This window comes from Acinetobacter sp. 1424608 (assembly GCF_000588255.1).
Classification (GTDB): Bacteria; Pseudomonadota; Gammaproteobacteria; order Pseudomonadales; family Moraxellaceae; genus Acinetobacter; species Acinetobacter nosocomialis.
Map to the genome: position 1 here is coordinate 46,342 of NZ_JFXL01000020.1, position 14,665 is coordinate 61,006.

Below are 14,665 nucleotides of genomic sequence, written 5' to 3' on the forward strand. Positions count from 1 at the left end.
TTAAAAACAGGCATTAAATCAAGTATATTAAGTTTAACTTCTCTTCATATATTTGATTTAGATGCCTCAAGAAAAAAAACTAACACAGCAGCAGGTCATCGCACTGGAACGGGACCTTGCCAAGTTTGCAACCATGATGGATAGCGCCGTCCGTATTCCTTTTACAAAGCAGGGTATTGGTGCCGATGCTGCTTTAAGTACTATTCCAATTGCTGGTGATGTTGCGGGTTTTGTCCTGACTTGCTACGCCATATATAAAGCCAAGCAAATTGGTGTGCCACAGCACAAGCTTACTCCCGTCATAAAATTGGCTGTAGTCGATGCTGTGGTGGGGTGTGTACCAGTTGCAGGAACTATTTTCGATATTTTTATACGTCCTAGTAGAAAAGCATTAGATGTGGTTCATACCCATATTCGTGAAGAATATGCGATTCAAAGTGATATACATGTTATTCATCCGTATTTACATGAAAAGCTTGAAAAGAAACAGCAACACTCAGCCTTCTGGCGTAATCCTGTTGTGAGTTGGCTATGGCTACATATACCGGATTTATTAGGGGTATTGGTGCTTGTTCTGATTGGTTTAGCAATATGGTGGGGGATTAGTTTTCTTTGGGGACTGGTCCATCATTCAGCCTAATAAAAAAGCCTCCAACTGGAGGCTTTTTTATTTACTGTGTTATGGGCAATCTAACTGATGTAGAGCTGCGACACGCTGTTCAATCGTTGGGTGAGTTTGGAACAAAGCAGCTAAGCTGAAACCTTGTTCTTTACCTTCCGCAATCGCGAACGCTTTCATTTCTTTTGGCATTTGGTCTGGTAACTCTGTTTCAGCTTGCAAACGTAATAAAGCAGAAATCATTGCTTGTTTACCAGCTAAACGTGCACCAGCTTCATCTGCACGGTATTCACGGTAACGAGAGAACCACATTACAATAGCAGAAGCTAGAATACCGAACACGATATCTAAAACCATCGTAATGAGGAAGTAACCCATACCAGGTGCTTCATTGTCTTGACGACCAAAAACATTACGGTCGATAAAATCACCTACTACACGAGCAAAGAACATAACAAAGGCGTTTACAACACCTTGGATGAGTGCCAAGGTAACCATGTCACCATTTGCAACGTGACCAATCTCGTGCGCAAGCACGGCACGTAGCTCATCTTTGTTCATACGCTCAAGTAGACCGCTTGAAACGGCAACTAACGCATCATTTTTATTCCAGCCTGTTGCGAAAGCATTAGACTGATATGAAGGGAAGATACCAACTTCTGGCATATTAATACCAGCACGTTGAGAAAGTTCAGCGACTGTTTGCAATAACCAGCTTTCAGCTTGGTTACGAGGAGCATTTGGGTCAATCAGTTCTGTACCAGTAGTTTTCTTAGCCATCCATTTGGACATAAATAGAGAGACTAAAGAGCCCACCATACCAAACACAAAACAGATGACTAAAAGGTTGCCTAGATTTAAGCCACCCGCGCCATGGTAACTACCGACACCGAAGAGTGACAAAATAATGCCAGCTACAACCAGTACCGCGAGGTTGGTAAGCAAAAACAAACCAATCCGCATCATTGAGAAAATCCTCTTATAAATAAAATATTATCTGATTTATAAATTATAAATCACTCAGCTAATATGCGGCGCTTGGGGGAAAAATTCAAGGAAAAAATAAGGAATCGATACATTCTTTCCGGTATACGAATGTATTCAAATTAAACAAGTTATTTATAAGGCCCGTCTAAATACTAGGGTCGGGGTAATAGATCATTACAATTTTTAGACGATGGGCCTTATTAAAGTATGAGCTGCAAAGTATGCGGTTTTTAATTTTACTCAATTCTGATATGGGCAATTGCCGTTGCATTATTGGTGACATAAGTCCCTGTTGGTGCATCTGTATAGGTGCCATCAGACAATGTCACGATTTGGCGTGCAGAAGAATATTTAACAGGTTTAGCCGATACTTGTTGAGTTGTGGTGGTTTGGGTCAACTCTGGCTGATTTACAGTCTGGGTAGAAATATTTGAATTACTAAAAGATGAAAGGCTTACACCAGAAGAATATAAGTTTTGATATCGACTTGTGACTCGTCGTACATAATCTTGGGTTTCACGGAATGGCGGAATGCCGCCGTATTTATCCACGTTCCCTTCACCTGCATTATAAGCCGCAAGAGCCATTTGCGTATTGCCGTTAAATCGTTTGAGCAACCAACTTAGATATTTAGCACCAGCAAAGATATTTTGCTGAGGATCATAAGCATTAGATACGTTAAAACGGCGAGCAGTAGCTGGCATGAGTTGCATTAAACCTTGCGCACCCACAGGAGAGTGAGCATTCACATTAAAACCAGATTCGGTATGCATGACTGCCTTAATTAGACCTTCGGATACACCATGCTGTTGTGCTGCCTGTTTAATAATATGGTCAAAAGCATTTTTATTTTTGCTATAGCTTGGTAGAACAGAAGCTTCTGAAGCGCCCCAGTTTGTATAACTATGAATATTACTATCGGGGTAGTAAGTCACCTTTACTTTCTTGAGTGAATGGTCATAGCTTTTACGGTTAGTAAGTAAAGTGCTGCCATTTTTGTCTTGGTAAATGTACATTTGACCCGCTAAAGTCGGTGTTATACCTACCGAAAAAGTGGTCATCCCCAGTAAACACGAAAAAAGATATTGAACCGAATTTTTCATTTTATGTTATTCACAATTTTAAGGTATTCGTAACTAGTCAAAGAGTTTATCAAAAAATATTACAGAAAGAAGTTTTGTGTAATTTTTTTTATTTTTGCTCTTTTAAAAAATCAAGCTGTTTTGTTCGAATGATCATCAAAAAAAATTAAAAAAAATTTTTAAAATGATTCTATTGACTTGTCTAACTATTTGAAAATTAAAGGCAAAAATCATTGGTTAAAAAATGATCAATTTAAATAAAACCCTTAACAGAAGGTGAAAACAGTTTGTCAAGTATTAAGAAATCCACAATTTTATCCACAGGTTTTGTGGAAAACTGTGGAAAAGTCCAAAAAGTAAGCATTTTGCGCAAAAAATGAACTCATCGGTCAAAATGGAGCACTGCTTTTGCATCATGCCTGAGCATTATGACGACTTCAAGAATTGAAACTATTCTTTTGATGCGATTCCCGTTCGAATCATATAAAATTGCGCGGTATTTTTATTTATGGGTATATCTCGTCTATGTACGCGCCAGTTGAGTCCAACGAAGGATTTAATTTTAAGCCTGAACTTCCAACAAGCTCGGCCTATTATCGTTTGCTTAAGAAGCTTCGCCGTCAAGTTGGACATGCCATCCGTGACTTCAACATGATTGAAGATGGTGACAAGGTCATGGTGTGTGTGTCTGGTGGTAAAGACAGTTATACCTTGCTCGACATTTTGTTGCAGTTCAAACGTATTGCACCAATCAACTTTGATATTGTTGCGGTTAACCTTGACCAAAAACAGCCGGGCTTTCCAGAAGATGTGTTACCACGCTATATGGAAGAAAATAACATTCCATATTACATTTTGGAAAAAGACACTTATACCATTACCAAGCGTTTAACGCCTGAAGGTAAAACATACTGTGCAGTGTGTTCACGTTTGCGCCGTGGTTCGCTTTATGGCTTTGCTCAAGAAATTGGTGCCACTAAAGTTGCGTTAGGCCATCACCGTGATGACATCATTGCAACTTTCTTCTTGAACTTATTCCATGGCGGTAGCTTAAAAGCAATGCCACCTAAGCTTTTGTCTTCGGATAAGAAAAATATTTTGATTCGTCCTTTAGCTTATGTTGAAGAAAAAGACATTATCAAATATGCAGAATTACGTAAGTTCCCAATTATCCCGTGTAACCTTTGTGGTTCACAAGAGAACTTACAACGTGCCATGCTTAATGAAATGTTGCGTGAGTGGGATAAACAATATCCGAAACGTTTACACAGTATTTTTGGTGCGTTACAAAACGTGTCTCCGTCTCAGTTAGCAGACCGTGATTTGTTTGATTTCGAAGCGCTAGATTCTCAGCGCGAGATCGACTTTAAAGACCCTGAAGAACTTAAAAAACGTTTAGATGTTGTGAACTTAAGTTTTGCTGCTGAATAAAACAATTAAGTAAGTCAATTAAAGGCACTTTATAAACAAGTGCCTTTAATGTATCAAAATACTAAAAAATGAATGTTCCGTACAAAAAGTCATAGCCCAACCTTAAAATTACATGCTATAACAACGCACAAGCAGAAGTGCTTCATATGATGTTGTCTGGATAGGCAACTAACTAGAGAAATTGAACAAATAAATTTGAGGAAGAATCATGCCTGCATTTTTAACTGATGATTGGTTTGCGACTGTCGAAAAATTAACTGCTGAAGCAGGTGATCTTAATTTGCCACCAGCTCTTGCGAATTTGGCAATTAATTTAGTAGTTACAGATGCTTCTGGAAATACCGAATTAGCGTTAGATGGGGGTAAAATCCAAAAAGGTTTGTCTTCAAATGCCAAAACAACTTTAAACATGGATGCTGAAACTTTACGTAAAGTATTCCTAGAGTTTGATATGGCTGCAGCTATGCAAGCATTCATGACTGGTAAAATTAAAGTTCAAGGCGACATGTCTCAGTTAATGGCTTTACAAACAGCTAAACCAAGCCAAGAACAAAAAGATTTGTTCAAGAAAGTATTAGAACAAACAGCTTAATTCTAAAAGAATTCATATAAAAAGCTTACCCCAAGAGGTAAGCTTTTTATTGATACAAACAATGAATTTATCAACTTTTAAAACAATAAAACTAGATATTGATTCGTGTTTGAGCCGTTTTAATATGCTCAAGATAAGCACGGATACGAGTCACGTACTGTACCGCTTGTTTGTATCGACCATTTCGCATTTGATTGCGTTGTAAATAGTCATAGAGATTAACCCATTGGTTTGGGTCTTTTCCTTGGGTTTGTAAGCGCTTCTGGATCTGGTTGACTGCTCCCGGACCCATATTGTAGGCCACAAGGGCATACCAGTTACGATCTGGGTAGGGAATATCACCATACTCACTTAGCATGAGATCATAATATTTCGCACCGCCCTGAATGCTTTGCGCTGGATCGCTACGGTTACTTACACCCATTGCCCGAGCTGTACTGTTGGTTAACATCATTAACCCGCGTACGCCTGTTGGTGAAACAGACTCTGGCTTAAGATACGATTCTTGATAGCTCATTGCTGCAAGCAAATGCCAATCTAAATCATACTTGGCCGCGCTTTGTTTAAAGCTGGCTTTGTAAATAGGTAGACGTGTACTTATATCACGTTGAATCGTCGACCAAGACTCAGGTTTTACAACGTTACGGTTGTAAAATGAAGCCAGTTGTTGAGTCAGACCATTTTGCTTGCTTTGACAAACAAAACCACTAGCTGTTTGTGTAAGAGGATCATCTGCTTGTTTAAACACCCAGCTTAAATCGGGATTTAATCCATTTTTTTGCAAATTTACGATGTCACCACAACTTGCAGAAAAAGACATTAAACCTTTGTTCTCGATTGAGCTTAAGCTCGCGGTCGTCATGGCAAGATTTGCTTTACCTTGCTGGACCCACTTGAGTGCGGTGGCGTTATCTGCCACGATTTTGAAGTCCAACTTTACATTTAAGCTTTGTGCATAGTTACGAGCCAAGTCATAACCGAAGCCATGTAAAAATTGATCTTCTTTAAAAACAGTAGTTGGGCTTTCTACAGCAACTACGGTTAATGTGTTGGTGTTAACTACAGTATTGTACTGTAGGGTTTTTCCTGCATTAATACTATGAAAGGGAAAAAACATAGTGCTGAGTGCAAGAACTTTCAATGGGAGAGAAGAAAATAAAGAGCTAAGGCCAAGCCTCGACCCAGAACTTGAATTACTGTGCATGTTGTCTCCGCTACAGATAATTTATGCCCTAAAAGCCAGACAAAAAGCTGCCATAACTTTTAAAAGTTGATAAATTCAATAAGGGGTGGGCAGTCATGACGTCATTCAAAATGACATGAAATGAAAAAAATAAACTATGTAGAAAATCTACAAAGTTTTTGGTTGGGTTAAAAAATACTCAACATTTAAGATGCGCGCATCATAATCTTCAAAAAAAAGATTGTCAAATTTTGAACAATTAAATATTCGATATATCAACATAACAACATGAATTTATTAAGGAAGAAAATTTATACACTTCTGATATGAGTAAATAGGGTATAAAATGCTACATCTTGTAAGCAGTATGTTGTTCATCAGTGGTTTTTTATCATGAAATCTAACTTAATCACTCGGTCAGGACATGACAAATTAGTTGCTGAATTAAAACAACTTTGGCATGAAGAACGACCAGAAATCACAAAGAAAGTGAATTGGGCGGCAAGCCTTGGCGACCGCAGTGAAAATGCCGATTATCAGTACAATAAGCAGCTGCTTAGAAAAATTGATCGACGGGTACGTTATTTAGGAAAACGTTTAGAAGAGTTAAAAATTGTCGATTATGCTCCCGAGCAAGAAGGCAAAGTTTACTTTGGCGCTTGGGTCGAAATTGAAAATGAAGAAGGTGAACAAAAAACTTTACGTATCGTAGGGATTGATGAAATTTATGATCATCATCCTCAACATATCTCGATTGAGTCGCCAATGGCACGTGCACTCTTGAGTAAACAAGTCGATGATGAGGTTGAAGTGCACACTCCTTTAGGTAAAAAGCTTTGGTATATCAATGCAATTCGTTATGAAAAGCCTAAAAATGATGAAATTTAAATAGATTTGTTTTTATTTTGAGCGTTTGAATTAAAAATTAAATAAAAGATTTGCCAACTTGCATTTTTGTTTATATTATAGCGCTCGTTGGAAGCGTGGCAGAGCGGTTTAATGCACCGGTCTTGAAAACCGACGAGGGTGTGAGTCCTCCGTGAGTTCGAATCTCACCGCTTCCGCCAAAATTCTTAAAAGCCCTTGTTAATGACAAGGGCTTTTTTTTATATCTATAAATTACTTAAAAAATTATATTACTCTGTTTCATAAATTTCTAAGTATGATCTCTCCTGTGCGTGGGTTCGTTAAAGTCACATTTTCTAGCGCCTGAATACACCAAGAGTTATTTTGCTTAACAAGGACGGTGAGAAGAAGGGTATCAATTTGATGGGGACCCTGAGGATGAGCTAAGCCTGCGGTTAGACGACTCCAAAAATGTGAAATACAGATATCATTAGTTAAAGAGGTGACGTCTATGAGCTCATTCTCTAGTGTTGAATCGCTATAAATGGTTTCATGAATAGGCTGGTGAAGAGCAATAATTTCATTAATGCCTTTAACGTAATGACCGAAACGATTAACAAAAGTCGCATCTTGATGAAAAAGCGCTGCAAAGGCCTTCATATCATGATTATTCCAAGCGGCTTGAAATGCTAGGGGAATATCTTCTGGGTTTATTATGTGTTGACTCATATGATCCCTACTATTTAAGTTTTAAGTCTATTTTCAATGTATTATAAATGAAGGGACTTCGACCTGCTTAAACGTAACAGCAGCTCTCATTCTTCATATGTTTGAGATTCTATATAAACAAACAATACTTGCAGCGCAAAATAGGGAGTGTTCCCTCATAACTAAATGATATTAAACATATGTAAGCTTGAGTTAAGCGATCGCAAAAGTTTTTTAGAAAAATACAGATAAAAATATAAGATAAATAGAAATGACTCATAATGACTTTAATATATTGTTAATAATTAAATACCCTCTAAAAATTTAAATAGAATTTTCCATTTTAGGACTTTTTAAATGTTCACAATGAATCAATTAAGTTTAAAATATGGAGAATTTGTATATCGGATAGCATTTATTAGTTTTATTAAAATTAGAGTTATATAAATCTTGTGAATTATAGGTTTTTACTTGGCTGTTTTTGTACGTTTTTCATCCTGATGAGTGTGATGAAATTAAAATATTGTAGCTAAGAGATTAATTTTTTTAGAAAAAATGAGCCTAAACAATCGGAATTTATATATTATTAAATAGACTTTAAAACTAAAACTTTAATCTTGATTTAAGTTCAATTATTTAATTTATGACATATCTTGATTTCTTTAATGGGTCACAAAAACAAACATGACTTCATTTGAGCCAAATCAGAAAATTAAAGAGAGTATAAAAATGAACCAGTTTGTAACAAACACGAATAATATTATTCGTGGAAAGTATCATCCGGAATTTTTGCAGCATGAAGTCTTGGCCGATATTTTTGTCCATACTGCACAAACTCTTCCTGATAAGACGGCTTTAATTGAAGCAGATAAAACGTTGAGTTATGGTGAGTTATATCAGCAAGCTTTAATCATGGCTCAGCATTTGACGATAAGAGGGGTAAAACCAGGTCATATTGTTGGGTTATGGTTGCCTCGTGGTATTGAGCTTTTAAAAGCTCAGTTGGCAATTTGTTTAAGTGGTGCAGCATGGCTTCCATTCGATATGGATACACCGGCTGACCGTATAGCAGTTTGTCTTGAAGATGCCGAAGCTGTAGGAATGATTACTACAGATGAATGGTATGCACATTTAGATGAAGTACCACAAACAAAGTGGACCAATACTGAATTGCAAAAGCCGCTCAGTGAAAATATTCCTTTAGCTAAAACGACCCCCGAACAACCTGCGTATATTATTTATACATCCGGTTCAACAGGTAAGCCGAAAGGGATCGTGATTACCCAAAGAAATATTTGCCACTTTTTACGTAGTGAAAATAATGTTTTGGGTATTGAAGAGCAAGATAAAGTCTATCAAGGCTTTTCTGTTGCTTTTGACATGTCGTTTGAAGAGATCTGGCTTTCTTACTTGGTTGGTGCAACATTGTGGATTGCACCTAAGTCACTTGTGAGTGACCCTGAACGTTTATGCCAAACATTAAAGCAAGAAAACATTACGGTATTGCATGCTGTACCGACTTTACTTGCTTTATTCCCAGAAGATGTACCTAACTTAAGAATTATTAACTTAGGTGGGGAAATGTGCCCGGATTCACTGGTTGACCGTTGGGCATTGCCTCATCATAAAATGTTTAATACGTATGGTCCAACTGAGACTACGGTTACGGCAAGTCTTGAGGCCTTGGAGCGTGGCAAACTCGTTACGATTGGTAAGCCTTTACCAAACTATGGCATGTTGGTCATAAACGCTGAAAGAGAATTACTACCCCAAGGTGAAACAGGTGAGCTCTGTATTTTCGGGCCAAGTGTGGCAGAAGGATATTTAGGCAGACCTGATTTAACGGCTGATAAGTTTATTCAAAACCCTTGGGCAGAAGGTCCAGATGAACAATCGCTCTATCGTACTGGTGACTTGGCTAAAATTGATGAATTTGGACAAGTACATTGCTTGGGACGTGCCGACGATCAGGTAAAAATTCGTGGTTTCCGTGTTGAACTCGGTGAGATCGAAGCTGCGCTTTGCGATATTGAAGGTATTGGTACTGCGGCAGTTATTCTTCGTCCTGAAGACGGTATTGACCAGCTCATTGCGTTTATTGCACCAGAAATTGATGCAAAGAAAGCAATCGAAATTAAAGAGATTCGCCATAATCTCAGCCAGCGATTACCACCTTATATGGTGCCAAACCGTTTTGAGATTATTGAAGAAGTTCCGCGTTTATTGTCAGGAAAAATTGACCGTAAGGCTTTAAAAGCACGACCACTCACCAGTGTGATTGATCGAAGTGAATCTGACCAACCACAGAACCCGGCCGAAGAAGTTTTATTTGGTATTTTAAATCGCTTGTTTCCAAACATGCCGATTAAACTCGACTCAGATTTCTTTGATGACCTAGGTGGGCATTCACTTCTAGCGGCGGTTTTAATTTCGAACCTACGTGAACATCCGGAATATAGCCACTTAACTATTCAAAACTTATATCAAGCGAGAAGGGTTGGGGCAATTGCTGCACTCATGCTAGAGCAACCAACGCCGACTGTATTTGATAGCCAGATTGGACAAGATAACCCTCGTAATCAAACTTATAAGTGGTTATGTGGTATTGCTCAGTTTATTACTATTCCGGTTTTAATCTCGATTAATATCTTGCAGTGGTTAGCGCCATTCTTTACCTATCATTATTTTACCGGTGGAACACGAGATAGTATTCCAAATGCAATCGCGATGTCTTTATTGGTTTATATCAGCGTAATTATTGCCAGTTTTGTGGTTTCAATTACGGTAAAACGATTATTAATGACAGGCGTTGGTGCAGGGCAATATCCATTATGGGGATTAACTTATTTCCGTTGGTGGTTAGCAGACCGTATTAGCAATATTTCACCAGTCTATCTTTTGTCAGGCTCAACTTTACTTAACTTATATTTGAAAGCGCTTGGTGCGAAAATCGGCCATGACGTAACGATTAGTTCAGTACATATTCGTATGCCATCTTTACTTACTGTTGAAGATGGGGTGAGCATTGGTTCTCAAGTAAACTTGGAAAATGCCAAAGTCGAACATGGTCACTTGGTATTAGGCTCAATTCACTTAAAAGAAGATAGTTATGTGGGTTCTTATGCTGTATTAGAAGAAAATACAGTGTTAGAAAAACAAGCTCACGTAAATGCCTTAACCTCAATTGAATATGACACAGTGGTACCAGCCGGAGAAATTTGGGATGGTACACCTGCGAAGAAAATTGGGCATGTGGACGAACACGCTAAATTGCCAGAGCGTCCAAAATTATCGTTTATTCGTAAAATTGCTGAATATGCATATTATGGAATTAGCGCATTAATTATTGCATGTCTGTTCTTTATTCCAATTTTCCCAAGCTTCCTTTTGGTCGACTGGTTAGATGCAAACGTCTTTAATATTAGTACCAACGACCATTTGCAAATCGCACTTTACTATTTCATTTTAGCGATTCCAGCTAGTGCAATGATGATGATGATTACTGCTGTTATTTCTTCAGTCATTCGTAAAATTGCATTGCCTCGTCTTGAAACTGGAACCTATGCGGTTCATGGCGGCACGTATTATCGTAAATGGTTTGCGTCTCAAATCTTGGAAACAAGCTTACAAACTTTACATGGCTTGTTTGCGACCATTTATGCGCCAACATGGTTCCGTATGCTCGGTGCAAAAGTAGGTAAAAATACCGAAATTTCTACCGCAAACGGTGTTATTCCAGAAATGCTGACTTTGGGTGAAGAAAGCTTTATTGCCGATGCTGTAATGCTAGGTGATGAAGAAATCAAAGGCGGCTGGATGACATTAAAATCGACCAAAATTGGTAACCGTAGTTTTGTCGGAAACAGTGCTTATATTGCTGATGGTACCGTGTTACCAGACAATGTCTTAATTGGCGTGCAATCTAAATCACCCGATAACCGTGAAATGTATGATGGACAAACTTGGTTTGGTTCTCCACCATTGTTATTACCTGCACGTGAAGCTGCTGAGAAATATCCAGATCATTTAACATTCTTGCCAAGTATCAAGCGCCGTTTAATGCGTGGTTTTATTGAAGGCCTTCGTGTTGTATTCCCTGCCGCTCTTGCGATTGGTGTGGGTTATATGATTGTGCTTGAGATTATTGATGTTATTAACAAATACAACATTCCAACTGGTTTGTTGGCTTTAACGCTTGCTGGTTTGCTCTATGGTGTCGGCTGCTTTGTTATTGTTGCATTGTTAAAGTGGATTTTGATTGGTCGTTATCAACCACGTTCAGCTCCAATGTGGACCATGTTTGTATGGTTAAGTGAAGGGATCACGAGCTTATATGAGTCAGTTGCGATTCCTAACTTCTTAAACTACTTGAGAGGAACGCCAATGCTGCCATTCTTCTTGCGTATTTTAGGTGTTCGCATTGGTAAAGATGTCTATATGGATACGGCTGATATTACAGAGTTTGACTGTGTAAGCATCGGTGACCGTGCTGAGTTTAATAGCTTCTCGGGCCCACAAACTCACTTGTTTGAAGACCGTATTATGAAAATCGGGCAAGTGAATATTGGTAACGATGTTGTGGTAAATACACGCAGTATTATTTTGTATAACGCCAACGTAAGCAACCATGCTGTGTTAGGTCCATTAACACTGGTCATGAAAGGTGAAAACATTCCGGCTAAATCTGCGTGGATTGGTTCACCGGCTGTGCCTTGGGTTCATAAATAATTAAGTATTAAGTTAATAAAAAGCCTCTATAAATAGAGGCTTTTTATTATGTGTTGGAAGTGAACTTATTTATTCAGTTGCCGTAAAAGCATCATGATAAGTAACTTCTCCTGAGGGAATATATTTGCTGAAACTTATAGCTTGAAAGTATTCATTTGGGACATCAGGTAAATTTAAATCTGGGTAAGATTTAAAACCAAATCGACTGTAATAATTTGGATCACCTAATAGAACGCAACCTTTTCCACCTAATTCTTTCAACTTTTGAAGTGCTGCATTCATCAAAAGAGAACCAATGCCAATTCCTTGTTTATTTGGGCATACAGAAATAGGGCCTAGGCCATACCAGCCAGTTTCACCTGACGTGATTGTAACTGGTGAAATAGCCACATGACCTACAATTAAGTCGTTTTCTGTGGCGACCAAAGAAATCGTGAGTTGCTTATGTTTCCGAAGGCTATTCACAATAAATTGTTCGGTGTGGCTAGAATGTTCTGCATTCAGAAAAGCTGCTTTGGTTAACTCTTCGATATTTTTAATATCTTCGGGTTGTTCATCTCGAATTTTAATGTTCATATTTTTCTTTCTCTTAATAAATAGCAACTTATATCAACGGTTGTCTAGTTGAGGGCGGACAGTCTGGAGTCCTAACAATGTAATTTGATAAGGCTGGCTATTTTTAGACTTGATTAAACGTTTTGCTTTTAGCTTTTTAAATACATCTAAGGAACAATCAGATAGCACGAAACCTTCTCGTGTATAGCATTCAACGAAATAGACTGTACCTGATGCATTACGTTGGTATTTAATATGTCCGCCTTTGGCAAGGACATGGAGAGTTCGTTGTTCGAACTTTGAAAGATTCATGTTGGAGCCTTGATAATAATCAAACGTGCAAATAGAGGTGATCAGAAACATGACCACAGAAAAATTGCGACATTGATAATCAACTCAATAGTAAAAATTGAGAGTGATTATCAGATGATTACTATCTCCAACATATAAACCTCTTTTAGAAGGGGGATACTTTTATTTAAAGAATATATTAACTGTATATATCACTTAATAACAAATGTTTTTTATATTCATAGAACATTCATTTATATAAAATCAGGCAACAAAAAATTATGTATGAGTTTTAGTAAATGAAAAAAACAATTTTTAGCTTAATTTTCGCTACTTGTGCAGCTTTTTCAAATAGTATTCAAGAGGTGGATCAGGAAATTTGAACAACACTTATAAGTGATATTTTGCTCCCCAAATGATGTTATAAACATCAATATATGGAGTATTTTATGGCACGTAGACCAAGAAGAAATCATTCAAATGATTTTAAAGCTAAGGTAGCACTTGCTGCGATTAAAGCAGAAAAAACACTTGCTGAATTGAGTGCTGAATTTGATGTTCATCAAAACCAAATTATCGACTGGAAAAATCAACTGATTTCAGCTTCCTCGCAAGCTTTCGATCAATCAAAAGCTCCAACAGAACCACCCATCGATCTAAAAAAACTACATGCAAAAATCGGTGAGCAGGCATTAGAAATTGATTTTTTAGAAGGTGTGTTGAAGAAACTGGGCCGCTTCAACCACAAAAGTTAATCGATGACTCACTTCAGATTTCAGTATCTAAGCAAGCTCAGCTGCTGAAAGTCTCCCGTGGTTGTTATTACTATCGCCCAAAACCTGTGAGTGCATCAGATCTGAAGCTGATGCGGTGTATGGATGAGTTACATATGCAATACCCTTTTGCAGGTAGCCGTATGATGCGTGATTTGTTGAATCGTCAAGGACATCATATAGGACGACGTCATACACGTACTTTAATGAAGAAAATGGGCATTAATGCGTTATATTGCAAACCAAATTTAAGCCAGGCTAATCAAGCTCACCGCAAATATCCATATCTGCTCAAAGGATTGGCTATTCAGCGCAGTAATCAAGTGTGGTCTACGGATATAACGTATATCCCTATGGCAAAAGGCTTTGTTTATTTATGTGCTGTGATTGATTGGCATAGCCGCAAGGTACTTGCGCATAGAGTATCGATTAGTATGGAGGTTACATTTTGCATAGAAACATTAAATGAAGCTATTGAAAAATATGGTCGACCTGAAATATTTAATACAGACCAAGGCAGTCAGTTTACCAGTGATGCATTTATTGATGTATTGAAATCAAATGACATCCAAATCAGCATGGATGGTAAAGGTCGATGGGTTGATAATGTGATGGTTGAACGATTATGGCGGAGCGTTAAATATGAAGAGGTGTATCTCAAAGCCTACAGCAATGTTTTGGATGCGAAGAAGCAATTAAACGCATATTTTGAATTTTATAATTTGAAACGACCTCATTCGAGTCTGGACAAAATGACTCCAGATGAGTTTTACTATGACCAGCTACCACAACAAAATAAGGTAGCTTAACTAGAGCAGAGTATCACTTATAAATAAGCTTTTAGTTGTTCAAACATGTGGGACCACCTCT

11 protein-coding genes, 1 tRNA gene and 1 pseudogene are annotated in these 14,665 nt (G+C 37.9%); 7 read left to right on the forward strand and 6 right to left on the reverse strand.

Annotation, left to right across the window (positions count from 1 at the left end; genetic code table 11):
* Positions 1-61: 61 nt before the first annotated feature.
* Positions 62-640: a DUF4112 domain-containing protein gene (locus J678_RS19790; protein ID WP_017394275.1), complete on the forward strand. Its 579-nt coding sequence runs from the start codon at positions 62-64 to the stop codon at positions 638-640.
* Positions 641-679: 39 nt separating this feature from the next.
* On the opposite strand, the gene htpX is transcribed toward J678_RS19790, so the two are convergent.
* Both htpX and J678_RS19800 read right to left on the reverse strand, forming a co-directional pair.
* Positions 680-1,585 (reverse strand): protease HtpX, encoded by a 906-nt coding sequence (htpX, locus tag J678_RS19795; protein ID WP_002048489.1) that lies wholly within the window; start codon positions 1,583-1,585, stop codon positions 680-682.
* Positions 1,586-1,842: 257 nt separating this feature from the next.
* Complete coding sequence (locus tag J678_RS19800) at positions 1,843-2,709, reverse strand: lytic transglycosylase domain-containing protein (protein ID WP_002048562.1); 867 nt, start codon at positions 2,707-2,709, stop codon at positions 1,843-1,845.
* 504 nt (positions 2,710-3,213) lie between these two features.
* On the opposite strand from J678_RS19800, the gene ttcA reads away from it, so the two are divergent.
* Positions 3,214-4,119, forward strand: a complete 906-nt coding sequence (gene ttcA / locus J678_RS19805) for a tRNA 2-thiocytidine(32) synthetase TtcA (RefSeq protein ID WP_002048552.1) — start codon at positions 3,214-3,216, stop codon at positions 4,117-4,119.
* A gap of 208 nt (positions 4,120-4,327) precedes the next feature.
* Positions 4,328-4,711 (forward strand): SCP2 sterol-binding domain-containing protein, encoded by a 384-nt coding sequence (locus tag J678_RS19810; RefSeq protein ID WP_001110719.1) that lies wholly within the window; start codon positions 4,328-4,330, stop codon positions 4,709-4,711.
* A gap of 91 nt (positions 4,712-4,802) precedes the next feature.
* On the opposite strand, the gene J678_RS19815 is transcribed toward J678_RS19810, so the two are convergent.
* Complete coding sequence (locus J678_RS19815; protein ID WP_004707379.1) at positions 4,803-5,915, reverse strand: transglycosylase SLT domain-containing protein; 1,113 nt, start codon at positions 5,913-5,915, stop codon at positions 4,803-4,805.
* A 372-nt stretch (positions 5,916-6,287) separates the two neighbouring features.
* Between J678_RS19815 and greB the strand changes: the two genes are divergently transcribed.
* Together greB and J678_RS19825 are read left to right on the forward strand one after the other, a co-directional pair.
* Positions 6,288-6,782 (forward strand): transcription elongation factor GreB, encoded by a 495-nt coding sequence (gene greB / locus J678_RS19820; protein ID WP_002048569.1) that lies wholly within the window; start codon positions 6,288-6,290, stop codon positions 6,780-6,782.
* An 89-nt stretch (positions 6,783-6,871) separates the two neighbouring features.
* Positions 6,872-6,961 (forward strand) — tRNA-Ser (locus J678_RS19825).
* A gap of 79 nt (positions 6,962-7,040) precedes the next feature.
* On the opposite strand, the pseudogene J678_RS19830 reads toward J678_RS19825, so the two are convergent.
* Positions 7,041-7,559 (reverse strand): annotated as a pseudogene (locus J678_RS19830) (SgcJ/EcaC family oxidoreductase).
* Positions 7,560-8,177: 618 nt separating this feature from the next.
* On the opposite strand from J678_RS19830, the gene posA reads away from it, so the two are divergent.
* Positions 8,178-12,176, forward strand: coding sequence for a delta-poly-L-ornithine synthetase PosA (posA, locus tag J678_RS19835; protein ID WP_032027463.1), 3,999 nt, complete (start codon positions 8,178-8,180; stop codon positions 12,174-12,176).
* A gap of 69 nt (positions 12,177-12,245) precedes the next feature.
* Here the strand turns inward: posA and J678_RS19840 are convergent, their stop codons facing one another.
* A complete protein-coding gene (locus tag J678_RS19840; protein ID WP_031956325.1) occupies positions 12,246-12,752 on the reverse strand; it encodes a GNAT family N-acetyltransferase in 507 nt (168 codons plus the stop codon).
* Between the two features lie 33 nt (positions 12,753-12,785).
* Complete coding sequence (locus J678_RS19845; RefSeq protein WP_002048597.1) at positions 12,786-13,043, reverse strand: YjhX family toxin; 258 nt, start codon at positions 13,041-13,043, stop codon at positions 12,786-12,788.
* Between the two features lie 416 nt (positions 13,044-13,459).
* Here J678_RS19845 and J678_RS23340 point away from each other — a divergent pair.
* Positions 13,460-14,604 (forward strand): IS3 family transposase gene (locus J678_RS23340; RefSeq protein WP_085944219.1). Its coding sequence is split into 2 segments (ribosomal slippage): positions 13,460-13,724 and positions 13,724-14,604, totalling 1,146 coding nucleotides; the frame shifts between segments, so codons are not numbered across the junction.
* Positions 14,605-14,665: the final 61 nt, after the last annotated feature.

Coding starts and splice junctions, on each gene's coding strand:
- J678_RS19840 (WP_031956325.1), bottom strand. CDS start 12,752: ATGAACATTAAAATTCGAGATGAACAACCCGAAGATATTAAAAATATC.
- ttcA (WP_002048552.1), top strand. CDS start 3,214: ATGTACGCGCCAGTTGAGTCCAACGAAGGATTTAATTTTAAGCCTGAA.
- J678_RS19810 (WP_001110719.1), top strand. CDS start 4,328: ATGCCTGCATTTTTAACTGATGATTGGTTTGCGACTGTCGAAAAATTA.
- posA (WP_032027463.1), top strand. CDS start 8,178: ATGAACCAGTTTGTAACAAACACGAATAATATTATTCGTGGAAAGTAT.
- J678_RS19815 (WP_004707379.1), bottom strand. CDS start 5,915: ATGCACAGTAATTCAAGTTCTGGGTCGAGGCTTGGCCTTAGCTCTTTA.
- J678_RS19790 (WP_017394275.1), top strand. CDS start 62: ATGCCTCAAGAAAAAAAACTAACACAGCAGCAGGTCATCGCACTGGAA.
- J678_RS19845 (WP_002048597.1), bottom strand. CDS start 13,043: ATGAATCTTTCAAAGTTCGAACAACGAACTCTCCATGTCCTTGCCAAA.
- htpX (WP_002048489.1), bottom strand. CDS start 1,585: ATGATGCGGATTGGTTTGTTTTTGCTTACCAACCTCGCGGTACTGGTT.
- greB (WP_002048569.1), top strand. CDS start 6,288: ATGAAATCTAACTTAATCACTCGGTCAGGACATGACAAATTAGTTGCT.
- J678_RS19800 (WP_002048562.1), bottom strand. CDS start 2,709: ATGAAAAATTCGGTTCAATATCTTTTTTCGTGTTTACTGGGGATGACC.